The 18,937-nt window shown below is 60.0% G+C and carries 17 protein-coding genes; 9 read left to right on the top strand and 8 right to left on the bottom strand.

Translation table 11 applies throughout. The annotated features are described in order from the left end of the window. Positions 1-162: 162 nt before the first annotated feature. On the bottom strand, positions 163-2,217 hold the full coding sequence (locus AACY49_RS01355; RefSeq protein ID WP_339521436.1) for a S9 family peptidase: 2,055 nt from the start codon (positions 2,215-2,217) through the stop codon (positions 163-165). A 302-nt stretch (positions 2,218-2,519) separates the two neighbouring features. Here AACY49_RS01355 and AACY49_RS01350 point away from each other — a divergent pair, with 302 nt between their 5' ends. Genes AACY49_RS01350 through AACY49_RS01340 form a run of 3 tightly spaced genes read left to right on the top strand, consistent with a single transcriptional unit; the run spans position 2,520 to position 4,381 of the window. Next, positions 2,520-3,017, top strand: coding sequence for an MFS transporter (locus AACY49_RS01350; RefSeq protein WP_339521435.1), 498 nt, complete (start codon positions 2,520-2,522; stop codon positions 3,015-3,017). A 32-nt stretch (positions 3,018-3,049) separates the two neighbouring features. Further along, positions 3,050-3,826 (top strand): class II glutamine amidotransferase, encoded by a 777-nt coding sequence (locus AACY49_RS01345; protein ID WP_339521434.1) that lies wholly within the window; start codon positions 3,050-3,052, stop codon positions 3,824-3,826. 12 nt (positions 3,827-3,838) lie between these two features. Beyond that, positions 3,839-4,381 (top strand): DUF2937 family protein, encoded by a 543-nt coding sequence (locus AACY49_RS01340; protein ID WP_258697085.1) that lies wholly within the window; start codon positions 3,839-3,841, stop codon positions 4,379-4,381. Between the two features lie 112 nt (positions 4,382-4,493). Here the strand turns inward: AACY49_RS01340 and AACY49_RS01335 are convergent, their stop codons facing one another. From AACY49_RS01335 to AACY49_RS01320, 4 genes are all read right to left on the bottom strand, one after another. After that, positions 4,494-6,605, bottom strand: a complete 2,112-nt coding sequence (locus AACY49_RS01335) for a TonB-dependent receptor (RefSeq protein WP_339521433.1) — start codon at positions 6,603-6,605, stop codon at positions 4,494-4,496. Positions 6,606-6,618: 13 nt separating this feature from the next. After that, positions 6,619-7,830 (bottom strand): MFS transporter, encoded by a 1,212-nt coding sequence (locus AACY49_RS01330; protein WP_339521432.1) that lies wholly within the window; start codon positions 7,828-7,830, stop codon positions 6,619-6,621. After that, positions 7,820-9,742: an IucA/IucC family protein gene (locus AACY49_RS01325; protein ID WP_339521431.1), complete on the bottom strand. Its 1,923-nt coding sequence runs from the start codon at positions 9,740-9,742 to the stop codon at positions 7,820-7,822. Before AACY49_RS01325 ends, AACY49_RS01330 begins: the two co-directional genes overlap by 11 nt. A 111-nt stretch (positions 9,743-9,853) precedes the next feature. Beyond that, positions 9,854-10,783 carry a LysR family transcriptional regulator gene (locus AACY49_RS01320; RefSeq protein ID WP_258697081.1) on the bottom strand — a complete coding sequence of 310 codons (930 nt, stop codon included), beginning with the start codon at positions 10,781-10,783 and terminating at the stop codon, positions 9,854-9,856. 174 nt (positions 10,784-10,957) lie between these two features. Between AACY49_RS01320 and AACY49_RS01315 the strand changes: the two genes are divergently transcribed. The 4 genes from AACY49_RS01315 (at position 10,958) to AACY49_RS01300 (ending at position 14,699) form a co-directional block, all read left to right on the top strand. Then, positions 10,958-12,244: an MFS transporter gene (locus AACY49_RS01315; RefSeq protein ID WP_339521430.1), complete on the top strand. Its 1,287-nt coding sequence runs from the start codon at positions 10,958-10,960 to the stop codon at positions 12,242-12,244. A gap of 78 nt (positions 12,245-12,322) precedes the next feature. Further along, positions 12,323-13,075, top strand: coding sequence for a 5-oxoprolinase subunit PxpA (locus AACY49_RS01310; protein ID WP_320391615.1), 753 nt, complete (start codon positions 12,323-12,325; stop codon positions 13,073-13,075). Continuing rightward, positions 13,072-13,776 (top strand): 5-oxoprolinase subunit PxpB, encoded by a 705-nt coding sequence (gene pxpB, locus AACY49_RS01305; RefSeq protein ID WP_339521429.1) that lies wholly within the window; start codon positions 13,072-13,074, stop codon positions 13,774-13,776. Before AACY49_RS01310 ends, pxpB begins: the two co-directional genes overlap by 4 nt. Beyond that, positions 13,773-14,699 carry a 5-oxoprolinase subunit C family protein gene (locus AACY49_RS01300; RefSeq protein WP_339521428.1) on the top strand — a complete coding sequence of 309 codons (927 nt, stop codon included), beginning with the start codon at positions 13,773-13,775 and terminating at the stop codon, positions 14,697-14,699. The genes pxpB and AACY49_RS01300 overlap by 4 nt, the downstream gene beginning before the upstream one ends. 116 nt (positions 14,700-14,815) lie before the next feature. On the opposite strand, the gene AACY49_RS01295 is transcribed toward AACY49_RS01300, so the two are convergent. Further along, positions 14,816-15,994, bottom strand: a complete 1,179-nt coding sequence (locus tag AACY49_RS01295; RefSeq protein WP_258697076.1) for a vWA domain-containing protein — start codon at positions 15,992-15,994, stop codon at positions 14,816-14,818. A gap of 32 nt (positions 15,995-16,026) precedes the next feature. Then, positions 16,027-16,872, bottom strand: coding sequence for an AAA family ATPase (locus tag AACY49_RS01290; RefSeq protein ID WP_258697075.1), 846 nt, complete (start codon positions 16,870-16,872; stop codon positions 16,027-16,029). Positions 16,873-17,074: 202 nt separating this feature from the next. On the opposite strand from AACY49_RS01290, the gene AACY49_RS01285 reads away from it, so the two are divergent. Next, a complete protein-coding gene (locus tag AACY49_RS01285; protein ID WP_339521427.1) occupies positions 17,075-17,305 on the top strand; it encodes a DUF4160 domain-containing protein in 231 nt (76 codons plus the stop codon). After that, positions 17,293-17,796 (top strand): DUF2442 domain-containing protein, encoded by a 504-nt coding sequence (locus AACY49_RS01280; RefSeq protein WP_258697073.1) that lies wholly within the window; start codon positions 17,293-17,295, stop codon positions 17,794-17,796. Before AACY49_RS01285 ends, AACY49_RS01280 begins: the two co-directional genes overlap by 13 nt. Here AACY49_RS01280 and AACY49_RS01275 read toward each other — a convergent pair. Beyond that, complete coding sequence (locus tag AACY49_RS01275) at positions 17,793-18,869, bottom strand: DUF748 domain-containing protein (protein ID WP_339521426.1); 1,077 nt, start codon at positions 18,867-18,869, stop codon at positions 17,793-17,795. The genes AACY49_RS01280 and AACY49_RS01275 overlap by 4 nt on opposite strands. Positions 18,870-18,937 lie beyond the last annotated feature (68 nt).

Below are 18,937 nucleotides of genomic sequence, written 5' to 3'. Positions count from 1 at the left end.
CATCCCCTGTGGGAGCGGGCTTGCCCGCGATGACGATGTCTCAGCCAATGTTGATATTGAATGTGATGGCCTCATCGCGGGCAAGCCCGCTCCCACAGGGGGATGTGTATTGTCTCGGGTCCCGGCGTCTGGTGTTAAGACCGGGACACCGGGCCAAGTTCCTCAGGCAATGCCCAAAACCTTCAAAACAAATGCGTATTCGAGGGCTACGTCACGTAATCCCTGATAACGACCGCTCATCCCGCCATGCCCGGCGCCCAGTTCAGTCTTGAGCAGCAGGGGATGGGTGTCGGTTTTGGTCGCCCGCAATTTTGCCACCCACTTGGCCGCTTCCCAGTACTGCACGCGGCTGTCGTTATAGCCGGCGATCACCAGCGTCGCCGGATACGCTTGCGCGGTGACGTTTTCGTACGGGGCGTAGGCCTTGATCCGCTCATAGACGTCCGACTCTTGCGGGTTGCCCCACTCGTCGTATTCGGTGACGGTCAGCGGCAGCTCCGGGTCGAGCATGGTGTTGAGCACGTCGACGAACGGCACTTCGGCAATCGCCGCGCCAAACAGCTCTGGCCGTTGGTTAAGCACCGCGCCAATCAGCAAACCACCGGCGCTGCCACCGCTGATCACCAGCTGCGATGAGGTGGTGAAACCGTGGGTGATCAGGTGTTCGGCGCAGGCGATGAAGTCGCTGAAGGTGTTGTGCTTGTGTTCCTGCTTGCCGGCGCGATACCAGGCTTCACCCAGCTCGCCGCCACCGCGTACGTGAGCGATGGCAAACGCCATGCCGCGATCCAGCAGACTCAGGCGGGCATGGGAGAACCATGGGTCGAGGCTTTCGCCATAGGCGCCGTAGCCGTACAGATAAAGCGGTGTCGGCTTACCGAGGAATTCGCGTTTGACCACAAGGCTGATCGGCACTTGCGTACCGTCCGGTGCCGTCGCCCAAAGCCGCTGGCTGACGTAAGCATCGGCGTCGAATGGGCCGAGTACCGGGGTTTCCTTGAGGACTTTCTGCTCGCCGGAGGTCAGAGTCAGTTGGCGGATCTGCGCCGGACGGTTCAGTGCTTCGTAGCGCAGACGGATCCTGTCGCTGACAAATTCCAGGCTGTTTTGCACATGCAGGCTGTAGGCCGCGTCCGGCAATTGCACGCGATACGGTACCAAGTCCTGTGGGTGGACTTCGATGATCGGCAGGCCACCTTCACGCAGGCTCAGGGTCATGGCCTCGGCGTTCAGGCTCATGCCGTCGATCATCACCGTGTCGCTGTGGGGAATCAGGTTCTGCCAGTCGGCTTCGGTCGGCGCGACACCGGTATCGACGGCCTGGTACAGGGCGAAGTTGATACCGTCACGGTTGGTGCGGATCAGCCACGTCCACTCGCCATCGAGTTTGCCGTGGTCGACATCGTACTCATGTTCTTCGGCCCTCGGCGCCAGGCAGGTAAAGGCCTGATGCGGCAGCGAGGCGTCGAGTGCCCAGACTTCGCTGGTGGTCTTGCTGCCCAGCGACAGCAACAATTGCCGTTCGGAGCTGGAACGGTAGCAGTGCAGGAAAAATCGGCCGTCGGGCTCATGGAACACTTCTTCGGCCGCCGTGCCGTCCAGCCGATAGCGGAACAGTTTGTGCGGGCGATGGGTCTCGTCGAGTTCGCCGAAGAACAGCGTCAGGCTGTCGTTGGCCCAGGTCATGCTGCCGTCGCAGTCCTGGAATTCCAGTTCGCTGACGCGGCCGTTGGACAATTCCTTCACGAACAGCGTGTAAATCTCCTCGCCACTGGAATCGATGCTGTAGGCCAGACGCTGGTGGTCCGGGCTGATGCTGAACGCGCCCAGGGAAAAGAAACCGCCCTTGGCCAGCACGTTAGGATCAAGCAGCAATAGCTCCTGGCTTTCGTCGATATGCAGGCTGCCGTCGGTCGGACGCGGGCAGCGGTAGTGGCGGGCGTATTCATCGCCTGCGGTGGTGCGGGTGTAATACAGATACGGGCCCCACGGCGAGGGGAGCGACAGATCGGTTTCGAGAATCCGCCCCTTGATCTCTTCGAACAGGGTTTCACGCAGCCCGGCCTGATCGGCGGTTTGCGCCTCTTGGTAGCTGTTTTCAGCTTTCAGATAATTGAGCACCGCGTCGGTGTCGCGCTCCTGCAGCCAGGCATACGGGTCAGAACCGTCGGCCTTGTGGGCAATCGGGGCGCAGGTGACGTTGGCGGATAAGGGCATGAATGGCTCTCGAACAATGTATGAAATAGGGGCTTCGCAACCTGTGGGGGCGGGCTTATGGTGAGGGGGCTATTCTGTGGCGAGGGAGCTTGCTCCCGCTGAACTGCGCAGCAGTTCCTTTTTTGGGGCCGCTTCGCAGCCCAACGGGAGCAAGCTCCCTCGCCACAAAAGCTCGCTCACCACAAAAGTCCCCTCGCCACATAAGCTCGCTCCCACAGGCTCTGAGTCTTGCTCAACTGGTATTGGGACAAGCCTGACGTGCGAAAAGTCGTTACTATAAGCGCCTCTTTGCCTGCCTTGCCATGGACACCATGACCGAGAACGACTATCTGATCGCTTGGGGCCTCTACGCCTTTGCTGCTTTAGGCTGCCTGTTGGTGTGGATGCGCATCACCCGCTGGATGTGGCGTTGGCTGCTTGAGCCGCTGCGGCTGCTGGTGGCGGTGTTGCTGTTCAGCCCGACCATCATCGACCCGGTGAAGGAAAAGGTTGCCCCGGCCATCGCCATCACCGCCCTCGATCTGCTGTTCAAGGTCGGCAACAACGCCTGGCGGGCGATTTCCGACCTGTTCATGTACGCCATGATTGCCTTCGGCATTTACCTGGTATTCGTGGCGATCCGTTTTCCCATCGAGCGCGCCTCCAACGCTCGCAAGGAACGGGCGGCTGCCGCGAAGGTTGCGGCGCGTGCCGACGAACCTGAAAACGATCAACCGTTCGGCGGTGCTGGCGATGATCGTTACGGCCGGCCACCGGTGCCAAGCAACCCTCAGCGTTTGCGGGTCGAACCGCGTCTATAACCGTGCCCCTGTATTGAGTCGAGAGTCCGAGCATGTGTGAGCTATTGGGCATGAGCGCCAATGTCCCGACCGATATCGTGTTCAGTTTCACCGGGCTGATGCAACGTGGCGGTCGCACCGGGCCGCACCGTGACGGCTGGGGCATCGCTTTCTATGAAGGTCGTGGCCTGCGGCTGTTCCAGGACCCGGCGGCGAGCAGCGAGTCGGAAGTGGCGAACCTGGTGCAACGCTATCCGATCAAGAGCGAAGTGGTGATCGGGCACATCCGCCAGGCCAACGTCGGCAAGGTCTGCCTGTCCAACACCCACCCGTTCGTGCGTGAGTTGTGGGGGCGTAACTGGTGTTTCGCCCACAACGGCCAGTTGGCCGACTTCAACCCGACCGCCAGTTTCTACCGCCCCGTTGGCGATACCGACAGCGAAGCGGCCTTCTGCGATTTGCTCAACCGGGTACGCGCTGCGTTCCCTGAGCCGGTGGAGATCGAAGAACTGTTGCCGGAGCTGGTGGCCGCCTGCGCCGAATACCGCAGCAAAGGCGTGTTCAATTGCCTGCTCAGCGACGGCGACTGGCTGTTCTGCTACTGCTCGACCAAATTGGCGCAGATCACTCGCCGTGCCCCGTTCGGCCCGGCGCGCTTGAAGGATGTCGATGTGATCGTCGACTTCCAGGCCGAAACCACGCCCAACGACGTGGTCACGGTGATCGCCACCGAACCTTTGACCGAAAACGAAACCTGGACCCGCTACGAACCGGGCCAATGGAGCCTCTGGCGGCGCGGTGAATGCGTCAGTCAGGGCAAGACCGAATAAGGATTCTCCCTCATGTTGCTCAGTTATCTACGGCTGGTGTTGTTTGCGGCAGGCCTGTTGATTGGTGTCCAGGTGCCTGGGTTCATCAGTGACTATGCCAAGCGAGTCGAGGCGCATCTGATTGAGGCGCAGACCGGTTTGAGCGGTTTTCAGGGCACTGCCAATCAGTTTTTCAAGGGGGATATGCAGGCGCTCGTGGCCCATTACCGTGCCAGCGAAGACCCGATCTTTCGCAGCGATGCCGACAGCCTGAGCACCTTGCTCACCCGTCAACTGGCCCTCGACAAGCAATTCCAGGCCATGCAAGGCCCGTGGTATATCCGAATCCTGCAGGTAGCTCTGGCCGCCGACCCGGATATTCGCAAGGAAACCTGGAACGGCTACAGCTACCAGATCCTGCTGACGCCGGAAGCGATGATCTGGGGCATGAGCGGCGCGTTGCTGCTTTCGTTCGGTATTGAATGCCTGTTCCGGTTGATCGACTGGGTGGTGCTGGGCGGCAAGCGTCTGCGCCAGAGCCGGCCGATCGAAGAGCGGGACTTGCGCGGTTTGTAAGAAAAAAGTCAAAAGATCGCAGCCTTCGGTAGCTCTTACAGCCGGCTTGTCGGCGATTGCCGCGACACGGTATGCCTGGCAGATCGCGTCGCTGGCAAGCCGGCTCCTGTTTTTACCAGTCGACCGAGTAGCTCATGCTCAACGTACGACCTTCGGCGTTGGCGTACGGCGCTCTGGCGTTGGCCTGGGTGAACAGGTTCTGGTAGGTGCGGTTGGTCAGGTTGTACACGCCGCCTTCAAGACGACCGACCGGCAGTTGCACCGAGCCAAGCAGATCCACCAGCGTATAGCCTTCGATCTCACGTCCGTTGTTGTCCTTGGCGGCAGCGTCGTAACTGGACAAATGCATGCCTTGCAGGCGCAAGGTGTAGTCGTCTTCGGTGTAGCCGACGAACAGTGTGGTCTTGGCCGGTGAGATGCGCGTAGCCGGCAGATCGATCCATTTGCCGTTCTGCTCGGTCTCGCCTTTGGCCCAGGCATAAGTGCCACCCACCGACCAGCGATCGGTCGCGCGGTAGGTCAGGCTGTTTTCGATACCGCGAACCCGCTCTTTCTGGTTGATCAGGCGCAATACGCGATCATTGGCATCGTAGAACTGGGTCACGTCCGAGGTGTTTTCGTACACGGTGACGTCGGCCTGCCACTGATCCCAGTTACCGCGCCAGCCCAGCTCGTAACTGTCGACCTTGATGGCCTGGGCGTTGAGACTCTGGATGTCGAAGGTGCTGCTGACGTCACGCATGAAGCGCTGGATATCCGGTAGCGAAAACCCCTGGCTGTAATTGGCGAAGACGTCCTGGTTTTCACTCAGGTGGTAGACCGCCCCCAGGTTGTACAGCGTGGCATCGTATTTCAGAGTGTCGCCGGGCAGCGTTGCGCGTATGCCGGTCTGGACGATCTGCCCATAAGCGATGCTGTCGGAGACGTCGCTTTCGATCCATTCACGGCGTACACCGCCACGCAAGGTCCAGTCACCGATGTCCCAGGACATCTGCCCGAACAGCGACTTGGTGGTGGTTTCGATGTCCGGGCCCAGCTCGTAAGTGGTGCCGGTCTTGGTGTAGTTCAGGCCATTGAGCGTGTATTGATCACCCCGTTGGCGGGAGCGCTCATTATCATAGTCGGCGCCCCAGACCAGATTACCCGTGGCACTCCCGATCGCCGGCAGCGGCGTGTCGATGGCCGCGCGCAGACCGTAGACATCCTGCACGCTGTTGTTGTCGGAGATCCCGGCCCTGCCTCGCGACAGGTCCGGAAAGAACAGCGCATCGGCGCGGCGCCAGTAGCTTTCCAGTTGCAGGCCCTGACCGTAGAAGTCCTTGTCGGTGTAGTTGAGGTTGGCCGCCTGGTTATGGGTATAGGGTTGGTCGTCGAGTTGCAGCCCTTTGACTGCCACGGCTTGCTGCAGGTTTTTCGGGTCTTTGGTGTAGCCAGTGTCCTGCTGGTCCTTGTAGTCCTGCAGCGACAGGCTGAGTTTTTTGTCGGCATCCAGTTCGTAACCGAAACGACCTTGCAGGTCATAGGTTTCGGTATCCATGTTGCTGCCCTGGGAGGTGTCCTGAGGGATGCGGTTGCCGTTGCCATCGTACTGATCGTTACGCTGGGTCAGGTCGGCGGACACATACCAGTCCAAGGCATCCTTGCGCCCGGTCGCACTCTGAAAGGCTTCGTAGGCGAAGCCTTTGCGGTTGAGGTTGTTGCCGCTGGTCAGGCCCAGTTTGCTGCTGTAGGCAATGTCCTGGCCCTGATTGCGCTTGGTGATGATGTTGATGATGCCGCCTGAAGCACCGGCACCGTAGATACTGCTGGCGCCGGAGATTACTTCGATGCGTTCGATGCTGGCCGGGGCGATGCTGTTGAGCTGGCGGTAGTTATCGCGCGTGGCGTTCTGCGAGACGCCGTCGATCAACACCAGCATGTTGCGCCCGCGCAGGGTCTGGCCGAAGTTGCTCATCCCGCCGCTGGACGGTGCAATGCCGGGGACTAATTGCCCGAGGATGTCGGAGACCCGGCGACCCGCGCCGCTCTGCTCACGGATCTGCTGTTCGTCGATGACCTGGACCGAGCCCGGAATCGAGGCGATGCTCGCCTCGCTGCGAGTGGCGGAGACGACGGTGGCTTGCATGTTCAAGGTGCCGGGCTGCTGCTCGGTATCCTCGGCCCAGGTCTGGGCGCTGAAGGTTCCGAGCAGCGGGATCAGCAGGGAGAGTTTGGTTCGGGTCATGACGTGGTCTTTTTTAGTTGTGATAAGTGTGGGGCGATAAGGTCGAACGGTCAGGCGCGGTGTTGAACGACCGCACCCAGCGGATCCCGATGGCGGCCAGGGCGTAGGTCAGCGCCACCAGCCAGAAACTGTGAGCCAGGCCGACCAGGCCCATGCCGATCCCGCCAAGGACGACACCGAGCAGAGCACCAGCTTTTGCCGCGCTGTTGCCCAGGCCCAGCGCGAAGCCCTGCTGGGTGATGGAAATGGTGTTGGCGATCAGGGCATAGGCGACGGGCAGCAGGGCGCCTTGCCAGAGGCCCCAGACGAGTCGGCTGACGAGAAACCCCAGCCATTCGTTGTTCAATGCCGTGGCCGCCAGTGTCAGGGCGCACAGCCAGGCCACGCCTTCGATGACGCGCAAGGTGTAGGCCGGCTGCCAGCGGTCGAACAGGCGGCCCCACAGCGGTGCGGAAATGGCCAGGGTCGCGGCGCTCGCCGCGTAGGTGGCGCCGATCAGCCAGCTTGGGGCATGCAGAATGTTCGCGACGTACAACGCGTAGAACGACTGCGGCATCATCTTCGCGGCCTGAATCAACACGATCACCAACAGGATTCCACCGAGCCAGCCTTTGGGCAGAGCAACCGGCTCGACAGGTTTTTTCTTCGAGGTTCGCGCCTTGTCGGCCGGCAGGAAAAAACTTCCCAGTGCGCACAGCAGGCAAATCACCGTCGCGCCATAACACAGCAAGGCAAACCCCGAGACGTCCATCAGCCAGCCACCCAGCACCGGGCCGATCAACGAGCCGACGGCGGTGGCCGATTGCAGGCGGGCCAGGGTGTGACCACGCCTGGAACTGTCGCAGCAGGCCAAGGCATAGGCTTGCGCGGCAGCGAGAAAGCCGGCCAATGCGCCTTGCATCACGCGAATACCCACCAGCAGCCACGGGTCGAGGGTGATTGCCGCCAACCCTTGGCACAGTGCGAGTGCCAGCAACGCCCGAACAATCATCGGTTTGTGTCCGGTGCGATCGCCCAACCGGCCCCACATGGGCGTCAGGAGCATGGCCGCCAGCATCGGACCGGCATAGACCATCGCCGATAACAGCGCGGTGTAGCTGGCGCCCTCCGGCCCGAGCAGATGCTGGATCTGCAAGGGCCAGAACGGGCCGCTCATTTCCATTGCGCCCATGGAGACAAACTGGATGACGATCAGCAGTCGCAAGGCGCGACCGTCAGCGAGCATGGGTGTTGGGTCGCAGCGGGTTGCTCAGGCGTCCGACGATGTCGGCATGACTGTCGAGCAAGCGCATGCGCATGAACGATTTGGCGGGCCAATCCTGTTCCAGCAAGGCCTGGTGCTCGCTTTCCCAACGTGCCGGTTCAACACGCTCGCGCAAGGTCTCGAAGCACTGTGCAACGTGTGATGCCAATCGGTCCCACAGGATACTGTCCGACACATTCCAGTGGCGGGCACAGAGCAGCGTCAGCTCACCGAGGTGGCACATGAAGGTGGTGTGCAGGAGTTTGTCGCGGACAAAGCCGGAATCGTCATACAGGGTCATTTTCGGATCGTGCAACTGGATATCCAGGCCCTTGGCGTGCAGGGTTTTGCGATCGATACGAACGTCGCCAAAATCACGCAATAGCAACCGATTCAACTGCCCGTCAGCACCCATCACCATGAAACTGTTTTGCTGATGCGCTTCGAACGCCACGCCGTACATCAAGTAAATGCCCAGCAGACTCGGTACGGCAATCGACAGGTAATCATCGAAGAACCTCAGCATGGCCTCGCTGTCGTCACTGCCCTGAGCCAGTCTTACCCAATCACGCAGCAACGGTTGGTCGAATTCGTTGACGGCGAACAGGCTGCCGACCGGCACCGCCAACTCGCCTTCTTGCAGGAGGGTAAGCGGGTTGTCGCGATACAGTACGGCAGCATGCCGGGAGCGCTCGTCATCGGTCGGCAGCGGTGCGTAGTGCACGCCGATGCGCTCTGGAACGATGTTCAGCAGACGCTGAATCTGCGGCTCCTGATCGAGAATATCCAATACCAGCTGGCTGATGCGCGGACCCATCCGGGCGGAGCGCGGCGACACGGTGCGCTGCACGCTGGTCAGTCGCAGAGCCACCGGCAGTTTGACCATCGGTGCCGTGCGGCTGGCCTCCGGCAGGACCGTGCGGAAGGACATGGTCGGGTGGCCGGTAAAAGCCACGATGTCAGTGACGATCAGCAGGTTGTCGGCGATCTCGTTGGCGAACGAATGTGGCAGCTCTTCATGGGCTTGCCATGGGTGCGACGGAAGCGGGAGGTAGTCCGTGACTTCCAGACCCAGCTGCTGCAGATGACGTTGCAGTTGCTCGGCGGCCTGTGGGAAGTGACCTTGCCACCAGTCCCAGTAATCGGTGGTGCCAGCCAGCGCTTCGACGTGTGCGTACTGGCGGTGCAGGGCGCACAGGACAATCGGAAAACTCGCTTCGAATTCTGGCGAGAACGCGATGACCTGAGCAGCGCTCAAGCCCAGTTTGGTCTTGTAGTTCGGGTGCCACGGATGGCCAAGCGTGCCCCATTGTTCGAGCAATGACGTCGGGTTCTGGTGATTGGGGCCGGTTTTGAGCCAGGCGAGCAGATTGTCGTCGTACTCGGTGTCGATTTGCTCTCTCAGGCGCTCGGTCCATCCATGGTGAAACGCCAGGCACAGGGTGTCGTTGCTGAAGCTGTCATCCAGCTCCCGGGCCAGACGTTCCAGTACCTGCGGGGAGGCTGGCGGGTTGAGCTGAGTGCTGAGGTGAGCGAGCAGTTCGCTGGGTAACTGGATTTTTTGCGGCAGTTTGTCGGGGGTGTGCAGGACGATGCTGCCGCGTACGTCCCAGCTGTTCATTCTTGCGCCGGACAAGTGCTCGAAGCAAAGATGCACACCATCGCCAAGTGGCAGCCAGCAACGGTTGGTGTCGTCGTATTCGCAGGCGTCGGGGTTGATCAGATCTTCACGAAACAGCGCCTGGATCAGGCGTTGGAAACAGCGCTGGGCGGCGGGCTCCAGCGCATTGCTCAAATGATCGAGCGTGATGCGGTGGGACTGGAAAGCCTGAGTGCCAAGCGCTTCGCTCCAGTGAGCGAGCAATTGCTGCTGTTTTTGCGTGTAGCCGCGCATCAGGTCCGACTCCTTCTGGACAATTGATTAGCTGAAAGCGCGCAGAGGATACCTCCTTGAAAAATTAATGCAAATGATAGTGGTTCATATTTACACTTTGAAAAAATTCCTTCAGATTCTGGCCTGTGGTTTGCTCAAGACGATGTAGTGCTCGCCCACTTTCTGCGCGTAGTGCTCCACGACTTGCTGACACAACGCCACGATTTCTTCGACCCACTCCACACCTACCCGCCACGACACCACCACCTGCAAATTCGGTGGCCGCTGATCGATGGCCAGCAAGGTCAGTTCCCCCCGCGCCAGTTCCTCGGCCACCAGCACCGGTGGCAGCGCGCCAATGCCGAAACCGTCCCGCAGCAAACGGGTAATCGCCGACACTGAATTTACGCAATTGAGGCGTGGCGCCATGACCCCGTTGGCCTGCATCAGGCTCAAGATGTCCTGGTGCGGACGGGAGTTTTTCGAATAGGTGATGATCCGCTCCCGCGCCAGGTCGGCGACACCTGAATACTCGCGGTTGTAGATGGAATTGCTGGCCACGATCCAGCCCATCGGATGACTGGCCAGCTCCAGGCTGCGCACGCTTTCCTGACGCAGCAGGTCGGTTTGCAGGATCAGATCGAGAAAGCCTTTTTGCAGCTGATCGCAGAGGTTGAGCGCGGTATCGGCCACCAGCTCGATTTCCACCAGCGGGTAGTGATCCATCATCTGCGCCACTAACGGGCTGAGCCAGGTGTGGATCACGGTGTCCATGACGCCGATCCGGACCCGCCCGACCTTGCTTGATCGCGTCTCGATCGACTGCTTGAGTGCCTGCATCGTGTCCATCATCTGCTCGGCATATTCGAGCACTTTCAAGCCTTCGGGGGTCAGGCTCACGCCGCGAGAATCGCGCAGAAACAGCTTCACCCCCAGCTCGCCTTCGAGCACGGCGATACGGCTGGAAATCGACGCTTGGGTGGTGAAGAGCTTGTCTGCCGTCAGGCGAAAACTCTTGAGTCGGGCGACCCAGACAAAGGTCTCGAGAAACTTCAGGTTCATGGGGTCTGCTCGTGGGACTCAGCCCGTCGGATAAGGTTTTCTTATGTCTAGGGCGGGTTTTTATTAGTTGGACGTAGCAGGGCAAGGCGTCCAAAAATCAGGCCATCCGGTTCCCACGATAGGCGTCGTCGGGGCTCAGAACAATACCAATAAAATATGCACGGAGATTTTGCCATGAGTGCGCCCGACACCCTCGATACCCCTAAGGCTACGACTCGCCCGGGACCCTTCGATTGGTACCACAACATCAACAAGCAGGAACGTCGCACGTTCTGGAGCTGCAAGATCGGCTATGCCCTGGACGGCATGGACACCCAGATGCTCAGCTTCGTGGTGCCGACCCTGATTGCCATGTGGGGCATCACCACCGGCGAGGCCGGGCTGATTCACACCAGCACCCTGATCGCCTCGGCCATCGGTGGTTGGGTGGCGGGAATTCTCTCCGACCGCATCGGCCGGGTGCGCACCCTGCAACTGACGGTGCTGTGGTTTGCGTTCTTCACCTTTCTTTGCGGCTTCGCCCAGAACTACGAACAACTGCTGATCGCACGCACCCTGATGGGCTTCGGTTTCGGTGGCGAATGGACGGCCGGCGCGGTGCTGATCGGCGAAGTGATCCGTGCCAAGGACCGTGGCAAAGTCGTCGGCATGGTGCAGTCGGGTTGGGCGTTGGGGTGGGGGCTGACAGCGATTCTGTATGCGCTGCTGTTTTCGGTCTTGCCGCCGGAAGACGCCTGGCGGGCACTGTTCCTTCTCGGCATCGTCCCTGCGATTTTCGTGATCTTCGTCCGCCGCCTGGTCAAGGACCCGGAAATCTACCGCGAAGCCAAAGCCAAACAGGAGCCAGGCAACCCCGCCAAGTTCTATGAGATTTTCGCCCCTGGCATTCTTTTCACCACGATTCGCGCGTCGATCCTGACCACCGGTGCCCTCGGCGGTTATTACGCGATCACCTCCTGGCTGCCGACTTTTCTGAAGAATGAACGGGGCTTGAGCGTACTCGGCACGGGCGGTTATCTGGCCATGGTGATCATCGGGTCCTACATTGGATACGTGATCAGCGCGTATTTGACTGACATCCTCGGTCGTAAAAAGAACTTCATTCTGTTTGCCGTTGGCTCGTTCACCATTGTTCTGCTGTACACCCAATTACCGGTCAGCAACGGTGTGATGCTCTGGCTCGGCTTTCCTTTGGGCTTCTTTGCTTCGGGGATCTTCAGCGGCATGGGCGCGTTTTTGACCGAGCTGTTTCCAACGCGGATTCGCGGTTCGGGCCAGGGTTTTTGCTACAACATCGGTCGGGCACTGGCGGCGTTGTTTCCGTTGCTGATCGGCTTGCTCAGCCAGAAGGTGCCACTGAGCGTGGGAATCGGGGCCTTCGCGGCGGTGTCCTACGGGGTGGTGATCCTGGCGGCGTTGAGTCTGCCGGAAACCCGCGGCAAACAACTTGATGCTCAATAACCGGATATCCGGTAACTGATAATCTGTGGGGCATAAGTCCTTCAGTTAAAAAGACAAAAGCCTACAGGAGCGTTCACCGTGAACCGCCTGCTATTGAACTGCGACATCGGCGAGAGTTTCGGCAACTGGACCATGGGTCTGGACGCCGAGGTCATGCCCTTCATCGACTGCGCCAACATCGCCTGCGGCTTCCACGCCGGCGACCCGAGCATCATGCGCAAGACCGTCAGCCTGGCCCTGAGCCATGGCGTGCAGATTGGCGCGCACCCGGCCTATCAGGATCTGGTGGGGTTCGGTCGTCGATCCATGGCTTACACCGCCCAGGAATTGCAGGACCTGTTGCATTACCAGATCGGTGCCCTCGACGGCATTTGCCGGGCTCAGGGCGGGCGGGTGAGTTACGTCAAACCCCACGGCGCGATGTACAACGACATGATGGCCAACCCGGCGCAATTGCGCGCGGTGATTCAGGGCGTGGCGGCCTACGACCGGACGCTGCCATTGATGCTGATGGCGACCCGCGACAACAGTGCCGCGCAGCAACTGGGCGATGAATATGGCGTGACGTTGTGGTTTGAAGCTTTCGCCGATCGCGCTTACGACAGCGCAGGCATGCTGGTCTCGCGGCAACTGCCGGGAGCCGTGCATCACGATCCAGAGAAAATCATCGAACAGGCGCTGATCATTGCCCGCGGTGACAACCTCACGGCCAGCGACGGCAGTGCCTTGCACCTGCAAGCCAATACCTTGTGCGTACACGGCGACAACGCCAGTTCGGTGGCCGCCGTGCGACGCATTCGCGAAGCCTTGAATCAGCAGAGCGCATCATGAAGCCACGGGTAGAAGTGGTGGCGCTGGATTGCCTGATGGTGCGCCTGTTCGATGACATCAGCGAGGCCAATATGCCGTGGATGCTCGCGGCCAGCGAGCGTCTGCGAGAAGCGTTCGCCCGCCATTTGATCGATCTGGTGCCGTCCTACACGACGTTGATGGTGCATTACGATCTGATGGCACTGAATCCGGGCCAGGCGCGGGAATTGATCACTAACGCCTTGATCGATCTGTCGCCCAACGCTCGGGCCAGGGGTAAATGCCATGTGCTGCCGGTCTGGTATGACCTGAGCGTCGGCCCGGAACTGGCTTTGCTATCTCAGCGCAGCGGGTTAACGGTGGAAGAGGTGATTCGTTGCCACAGCGAACGCGAGTATCAGGTGTTCGCGTTGGGTTTCGCGCCGGGGTTCGCCTTCATGGGGTTGGTGGAAGAGGTATTGGCTGCACCGCGTCTGAGTACTCCACGTAAAAAAGTGGCTGCCGGCAGTGTCGGCATCGCCGAACGCCAGACGGCGGCTTATCCGGTGGTGTCCCCTGGCGGCTGGAACCTGATCGGCCGCACCCCGGCCAGACTGTTCGACCGCGAGCGCGACGGCTATAGCCTGATGCAACCGGGCGACACCGTGCGCTTCGAAGCGGTCAGCCATGCCGAGTTCATCAACCTGGGCGGTGACGATACGCCGATGGAGGCCCTGGCATGAGCCAACTGACGATTGAGGCAAGTACGCCGTTGTGCCTGTTGCAGGATGCCGGGCGATTTGGCGTGCGGCATCTGGGCGTGACCCAGGGCGGCGCGCTGGATTGGCGATCGATGTCGTGGGCCAATTGGCTGGTGGGTAATGGGCTGGATGCATCGGTCATCGAGATTACCCTCGGTGGTTTCAGCTTGATGGCCGAAGAGGATTGCGTGCTGGCACTGGGCGGAGCGGATCTGGGGGCGCAAATCGATGGCGAGGTGTTGGCGCCGTGGCGCAGTTTCAGGCTGCACAAAGGCCAGCGACTGCAATTCACTCAGCCGTTACTCGGGGCGCGGGCCTATCTGGCGGCGCCGGGCGGATTCGATGCGCCCAAGGTGCTGGGCAGCCGGGCGACGGTGGTGCGCGAGGAACTCGGCGGTCTTGATGGCATGGGCCGTCCGTTGGCCAAGGGGCAGTCGTTGAGCTATTCGGGCAACTCGGTGATGCTGCTGCGGGAGTTGCCGGGGGACCTGCGACCGGACCTGAGTCTCGCGGCACCGCTGGACCTGGTGCTCGGTGCACAGATCGGTGAATTCAGCGGGCAGAGTCTGTTTGACGCGTTCAACAGCGCCTGGATCCTCGATAGCCGTGCCGATCGCATGGGGATTCGCTTGCTGGGAACGGCGCTGGAGTACCAGGGCAAACCGATGATTTCCGAAGGCATCCCGCTGGGGGCGGTGCAGGTACCACCGGATGGGCAGCCGATTGTGTTGCTCAATGACCGGCAGACCATTGGCGGGTATCCGCGGCTGGGAGCGTTGACACCGTTGGCGTTGGCGCGATTGGCGCAGTGTTTGCCGGGGGCGAAGGTGCGGTTGCGACCGGTGGTGCAGGATGTCGCGCATCGGGAACAGGTCGAGTATTTGCGCCGGTTTTTAGGCCGTTAAAGCATCGCGGGCAAGCCCGCTCCCACAGGGTGGAGGGTGTTCACAAAATGTGTGAACAACGCTAATCCTTGTGGGAGCGGGCTTGCCCGCGATGGCGTCAGTCCAGACAACAGAGATTACTTGGACAAAAAACGCATCCCTTCCTCCAACCCCCGCAACGTCAGCGGGAACATCTGGTCATCAATCAAATCCCTCACGATGCTGGTCGACGAGGTATAGCCCCAGGTGTCTTTCGGGTATGGGTTGATCCAGATGAGCTTCTTGTACTTTTCCTTGAAGCGCTGCATCCACACATAACCGGCTTCTTCGTTCCAGTGCTCGACGCTGCCGCCGGCCTGAGTGATTTCATAGGGCGCCATGGCGGCGTCACCGATGAAGATCACTTTGTAGTCGGCGCCGTACTTGTGCAGCAGGTCCTGGGTGGCGGTGCGCTCGGAGGTGCGGCGCATGTTGTTCTTCCACACCGATTCATAAATGAAGTTGTGGAAGTAGAAGTACTCCAGGTGTTTGAACTCGGTCTTGCAGGCCGAGAACAGTTCTTCGCAGATCTTCACGTGGGCGTCCATCGAACCGCCGATGTCGAACAGCAGCAACAACTTGACGGTGTTGCGCCGCTCCGGACGCATCTGGATGTTCAGCAACCCGGCATCGCGAGCGGTGTGGTCGATGGTGCCGTCGATGTCCAGTTCTTCCGCCGCACCCTGACGGGCGAATTTACGCAGGCGACGCAGGGCGACCTTGATGTTGCGCGTGCCCAGTTCGACCGAATCGTCGAGGTTCTTGTACTCGCGCTGATCCCAGACTTTCACTGCCTTGCCCTGACGCTTGCCGGCATCGCCGACCCGAATGCCTTCCGGGTTGAAACCACCGGAACCGAACGGGCTGGTGCCGCCGGTGCCGATCCATTTGTTGCCGCCGGCATGGCGCTCCTTCTGTTCTTCCAGGCGTTTCTTGAACTCTTCGATCAGCTTGTCCAGGCCGCCGAGGGACTGGATCGCGGCCCGCTCCTCATCGGTCAGGGAGCGTTCGAACTCCTTGCGCAGCCAGTCTTCGGGGATCAACGCCTGAAGGTGATCGTCGAGTTTTTCCAGGCCATTGAAGTAGGCAGCGAACGCCCGGTCGAACTTGTCGAAATGCCGTTCGTCCTTCACCAGAATCGCCCGTGACAAGTAATAGAACTCGTCCATGTCGGCGAAGGTCACGCGCTGTTTCAGGGCGTTGATCAGGTCTAGCAGCTCACGCACCGAAACCGGCACCTTGGCAGCACGCATTTCATTGAACAGGTTGAGCAGCATGGCGATCGCCTACGACTTTGTGAAAAGAGGGATCAACGAGTGCCGCGACGGCTCATGAACGCCAGGCGCTCGAGCAATTGCACGTCCTGTTCGTTCTTCACCAGGGCGCCTGCCAGCGGTGGAATGGCCTTGGTCGGATCGCGTTCGCGCAGCACTGCTTCGCCGATGTTGTCGGCCATCAGCAGTTTCAACCAGTCCACCAGTTCGGAGGTCGAGGGCTTCTTCTTCAGGCCCGGCACCTTGCGCACGTCGAAGAACACATCCAGCGCTTCGCTGACCAGGTCTTTCTTGATGTCCGGGTAGTGCACGTCGACGATCTTCTGCATCGTGATGCGATCCGGGAAGGCGATGTAGTGGAAGAAGCAGCGGCGCAGGAAGGCGTCCGGCAGCTCTTTCTCGTTGTTGGAGGTAATGATGATGATCGGACGTTTTTTGGCCTTGATCGTCTCGTCGATCTCGTAAACGTAGAACTCCATCTTGTCGAGTTCTTGCAGCAAGTCGTTGGGGAACTCGATGTCGGCCTTGTCGATTTCGTCGATCAGCAGAATCACCCGCTCTTCGGACTCGAAAGCCTCCCAGAGCTTGCCCTTTTTCAAGTAGTTGCGCACGTCGTGAACCTTGTCCACGCCCAGCTGCGAGTCCCGTAGGCGGCTGACCGCGTCGTACTCGTACAGGCCTTGATGCGCCTTGGTGGTGGACTTGATGTGCCAGGTGATCAACTTGGCGCCGAAGGACTCGGCCAGTTGCTCGGCGAGCATGGTCTTGCCGGTGCCTGGCTCGCCCTTGACCAGCAGTGGCCGTTCCAGGGTGATGGCGGCGTTGACCGCCAGCTTCAGGTCATCGGTGGCGACGTAGGCCTGGGTGCCTTCGAACTTCATCTGCTAATCCTCGAACGGTAACGCCGACCTGAACGGGGCAGGGCGGGGCGCAATAGTTGTAATGTCCGACTATAACGCGCTGCCCGGTCGACTGTGAACGCAGACGGGTTATTCAGTCTCTGAATGGGGCGTCACATCTTGACTCAGTCTCGGCTGCTGGCCAGTATTGAGGTATCGCCATTCTGGCGATAGCTTGCGAGACATGTCTACTAAATATCGATTTCGCGATACGTACCGCATTCAGTTGCGCGAGAAGGATCATCCGCCGCCCCATGTGCACCTGACCGGTGGCGGGCTGGACGTTATGCTCAGCCCGGAAACCGTCGAAGTGATGATGGGCAAGGCGCCGCCGCTGATTATCAAGGAAGCGCTGGAGTGGGTCAGGGCCCATCAGGTGCAATTGCTGGAGGATTGGAAACGATGTTACCCATGAAACGACCACGATTGTCGGCCGTGCTGGCATTGCCGGAATACAGGCTGGCGCTGACTTTTATTGATGGGCAGCAGCTGAGCCTCGATTTAAGTCGCGACCTGCGTTCATATTCGGGGCTGCAGCCATTGCTGGAGGGCCGTGCTTTTGAAGGAGCAGCCTTGGGTGACGATGGCTGGAGCGTGGAGTGGCCTGAACTGGATATCCAGATTGGCGCAAACACGCTGTATCTGGATGCCCTTGCGCAAAATGCGGTAGATGAAAACACCCGTATTTTCATCGATTGGCGTGCTCGCACTGGGTTGCCGCTGAATCAGGCGGCCGAAGCGTTGGGTGTGAGTGCTCGTAGCATCAGTCGCTATAGCAGCGGTCGTGAAGCCGTGCCGCGGTCGTTGGCGCTGGCGTGTCTGGGTTGGGACTTTTTGCAGCAACAATTGAGCCCGGCGCGGGCGGCGGAAGAAACCGGTCGTTACACCGTCACACGCAAATCTTAACCGGAATCCGGCTTGGAGCGTTCGTACTGGGCATTGAACGCCTGGATGAAGCCGTTGCGTAAAATCTGTAAAAACGCCTCGAACGCGCTGATATTTTGCTGATGCACGTTGCCCCTGAGTTCGACCCGAGTGGCGAACTGGTTTTTCGCCTGGTTCTTCAACACATTCTGGGTGCCGCCGACGAGTGCTTCCCAGATGGAACGAAAAATCCCTTTTTCTTTGTTCTCCACGTCCTGTTGCCAGTTGAACACTTCGACGTCCCGCAACAGTGGCTTGATGTAGCCGGTGAGTTGACCCTTGTCGGCTTTGGCCTCGATGACCACGTCGCCATGGCCGGCATTGAAGTCGAATTTGCCGTAGGCCGCAGCGAAGTCGTTCAGGCGTTTGAGTTCAAGGTCCCTGGCGCGCAGGCGGAACTCGAAGTCTTCGAAATTGCTCAGCGGATCGAAGGTTGCCGTTGTTTCCAGCGGTGCATTCCCCGGTAACAGCGCCTTGCCATCGAAACGGGCATCGCGTTTGCCTTTGGTGTCGACTACGTTGGTCAGGTTGTAAATGCTGGCATTCACCTGAGTAGCGTTCAGGTTCACGGGCGGTTTTGAATTGAAGTTGTGAAAGGTGACCCGGCCATCGTTGATCCGCACTTCGTTCAGGGTAATCGGCAGCAATTTTTCTAACTGTGCCCGCCAGTCGGTGCCCTGGCCAGTCTGGGAGTTTTTCTTGTTGGCGCCGCCGTCGACGAAGTTCACCTCGAGTTTGTCGAACTGCGCTTTGGCCACCACGGCATGGTCGTACCAGAGCGAATGCCAGCTGACGGAGAGGTCGATCAATGGCGCGTTGACGAAAGGCACCGGGACCTTGCCGTCGACCTTGACGATTTTCAGTCCGTTGATTTTGTAGGCGCCGCGCCACAGGGCCAGGTCCACGTCGGTAATCTGCCCGCGGTAGTCCCCCATGTTCGCCAATCTTTCGTTGAGGTAATCGCGCACCACGTAGGGCAGGGCGATGTGCAGGGCAACCAGCAGCAAAACGAAGCCGGCGAGGGTCCCCAGGGGCCAGCTGTATCGACGCTTCATGGCGGTAAATCTCTGGCGGTGTAAAGCGATTGACTGCGGTGGTGGGCGGACGTTCGACTGACTGGACG

It is taken from the genome of Pseudomonas sp. EL_65y_Pfl2_R96, assembly GCF_963970905.1.
Lineage (GTDB): Bacteria > Pseudomonadota > Gammaproteobacteria > Pseudomonadales > Pseudomonadaceae > Aquipseudomonas.
The sequence above is the reverse complement of the archived record's forward strand: the minus strand, read 5'-3'. Positions and strand labels throughout refer to the sequence as shown.

What these genes read in the sequence shown, in the direction of transcription:
- AACY49_RS01335 (WP_339521433.1), bottom strand. Translation starts at nt 6,605, where the DNA reads ATGACCCGAACCAAACTCTCCCTGCTGATCCCGCTGCTCGGAACCTTC.
- AACY49_RS01280 (WP_258697073.1), top strand. Translation starts at nt 17,293, where the DNA reads ATGTTACCCATGAAACGACCACGATTGTCGGCCGTGCTGGCATTGCCG.
- AACY49_RS01290 (WP_258697075.1), bottom strand. Translation starts at nt 16,872, where the DNA reads ATGAAGTTCGAAGGCACCCAGGCCTACGTCGCCACCGATGACCTGAAG.
- AACY49_RS01330 (WP_339521432.1), bottom strand. Translation starts at nt 7,830, where the DNA reads ATGCTCGCTGACGGTCGCGCCTTGCGACTGCTGATCGTCATCCAGTTT.
- AACY49_RS01295 (WP_258697076.1), bottom strand. Translation starts at nt 15,994, where the DNA reads ATGCTGCTCAACCTGTTCAATGAAATGCGTGCTGCCAAGGTGCCGGTT.
- AACY49_RS01355 (WP_339521436.1), bottom strand. Translation starts at nt 2,217, where the DNA reads ATGCCCTTATCCGCCAACGTCACCTGCGCCCCGATTGCCCACAAGGCC.
- pxpB (WP_339521429.1), top strand. Translation starts at nt 13,072, where the DNA reads ATGAAGCCACGGGTAGAAGTGGTGGCGCTGGATTGCCTGATGGTGCGC.
- AACY49_RS01350 (WP_339521435.1), top strand. Translation starts at nt 2,520, where the DNA reads ATGGACACCATGACCGAGAACGACTATCTGATCGCTTGGGGCCTCTAC.
- AACY49_RS01320 (WP_258697081.1), bottom strand. Translation starts at nt 10,783, where the DNA reads ATGAACCTGAAGTTTCTCGAGACCTTTGTCTGGGTCGCCCGACTCAAG.
- AACY49_RS01300 (WP_339521428.1), top strand. Translation starts at nt 13,773, where the DNA reads ATGAGCCAACTGACGATTGAGGCAAGTACGCCGTTGTGCCTGTTGCAG.
- AACY49_RS01325 (WP_339521431.1), bottom strand. Translation starts at nt 9,742, where the DNA reads ATGCGCGGCTACACGCAAAAACAGCAGCAATTGCTCGCTCACTGGAGC.
- AACY49_RS01315 (WP_339521430.1), top strand. Translation starts at nt 10,958, where the DNA reads ATGAGTGCGCCCGACACCCTCGATACCCCTAAGGCTACGACTCGCCCG.
- AACY49_RS01275 (WP_339521426.1), bottom strand. Translation starts at nt 18,869, where the DNA reads ATGAAGCGTCGATACAGCTGGCCCCTGGGGACCCTCGCCGGCTTCGTT.
- AACY49_RS01285 (WP_339521427.1), top strand. Translation starts at nt 17,075, where the DNA reads ATGTCTACTAAATATCGATTTCGCGATACGTACCGCATTCAGTTGCGC.
- AACY49_RS01340 (WP_258697085.1), top strand. Translation starts at nt 3,839, where the DNA reads ATGTTGCTCAGTTATCTACGGCTGGTGTTGTTTGCGGCAGGCCTGTTG.
- AACY49_RS01345 (WP_339521434.1), top strand. Translation starts at nt 3,050, where the DNA reads ATGTGTGAGCTATTGGGCATGAGCGCCAATGTCCCGACCGATATCGTG.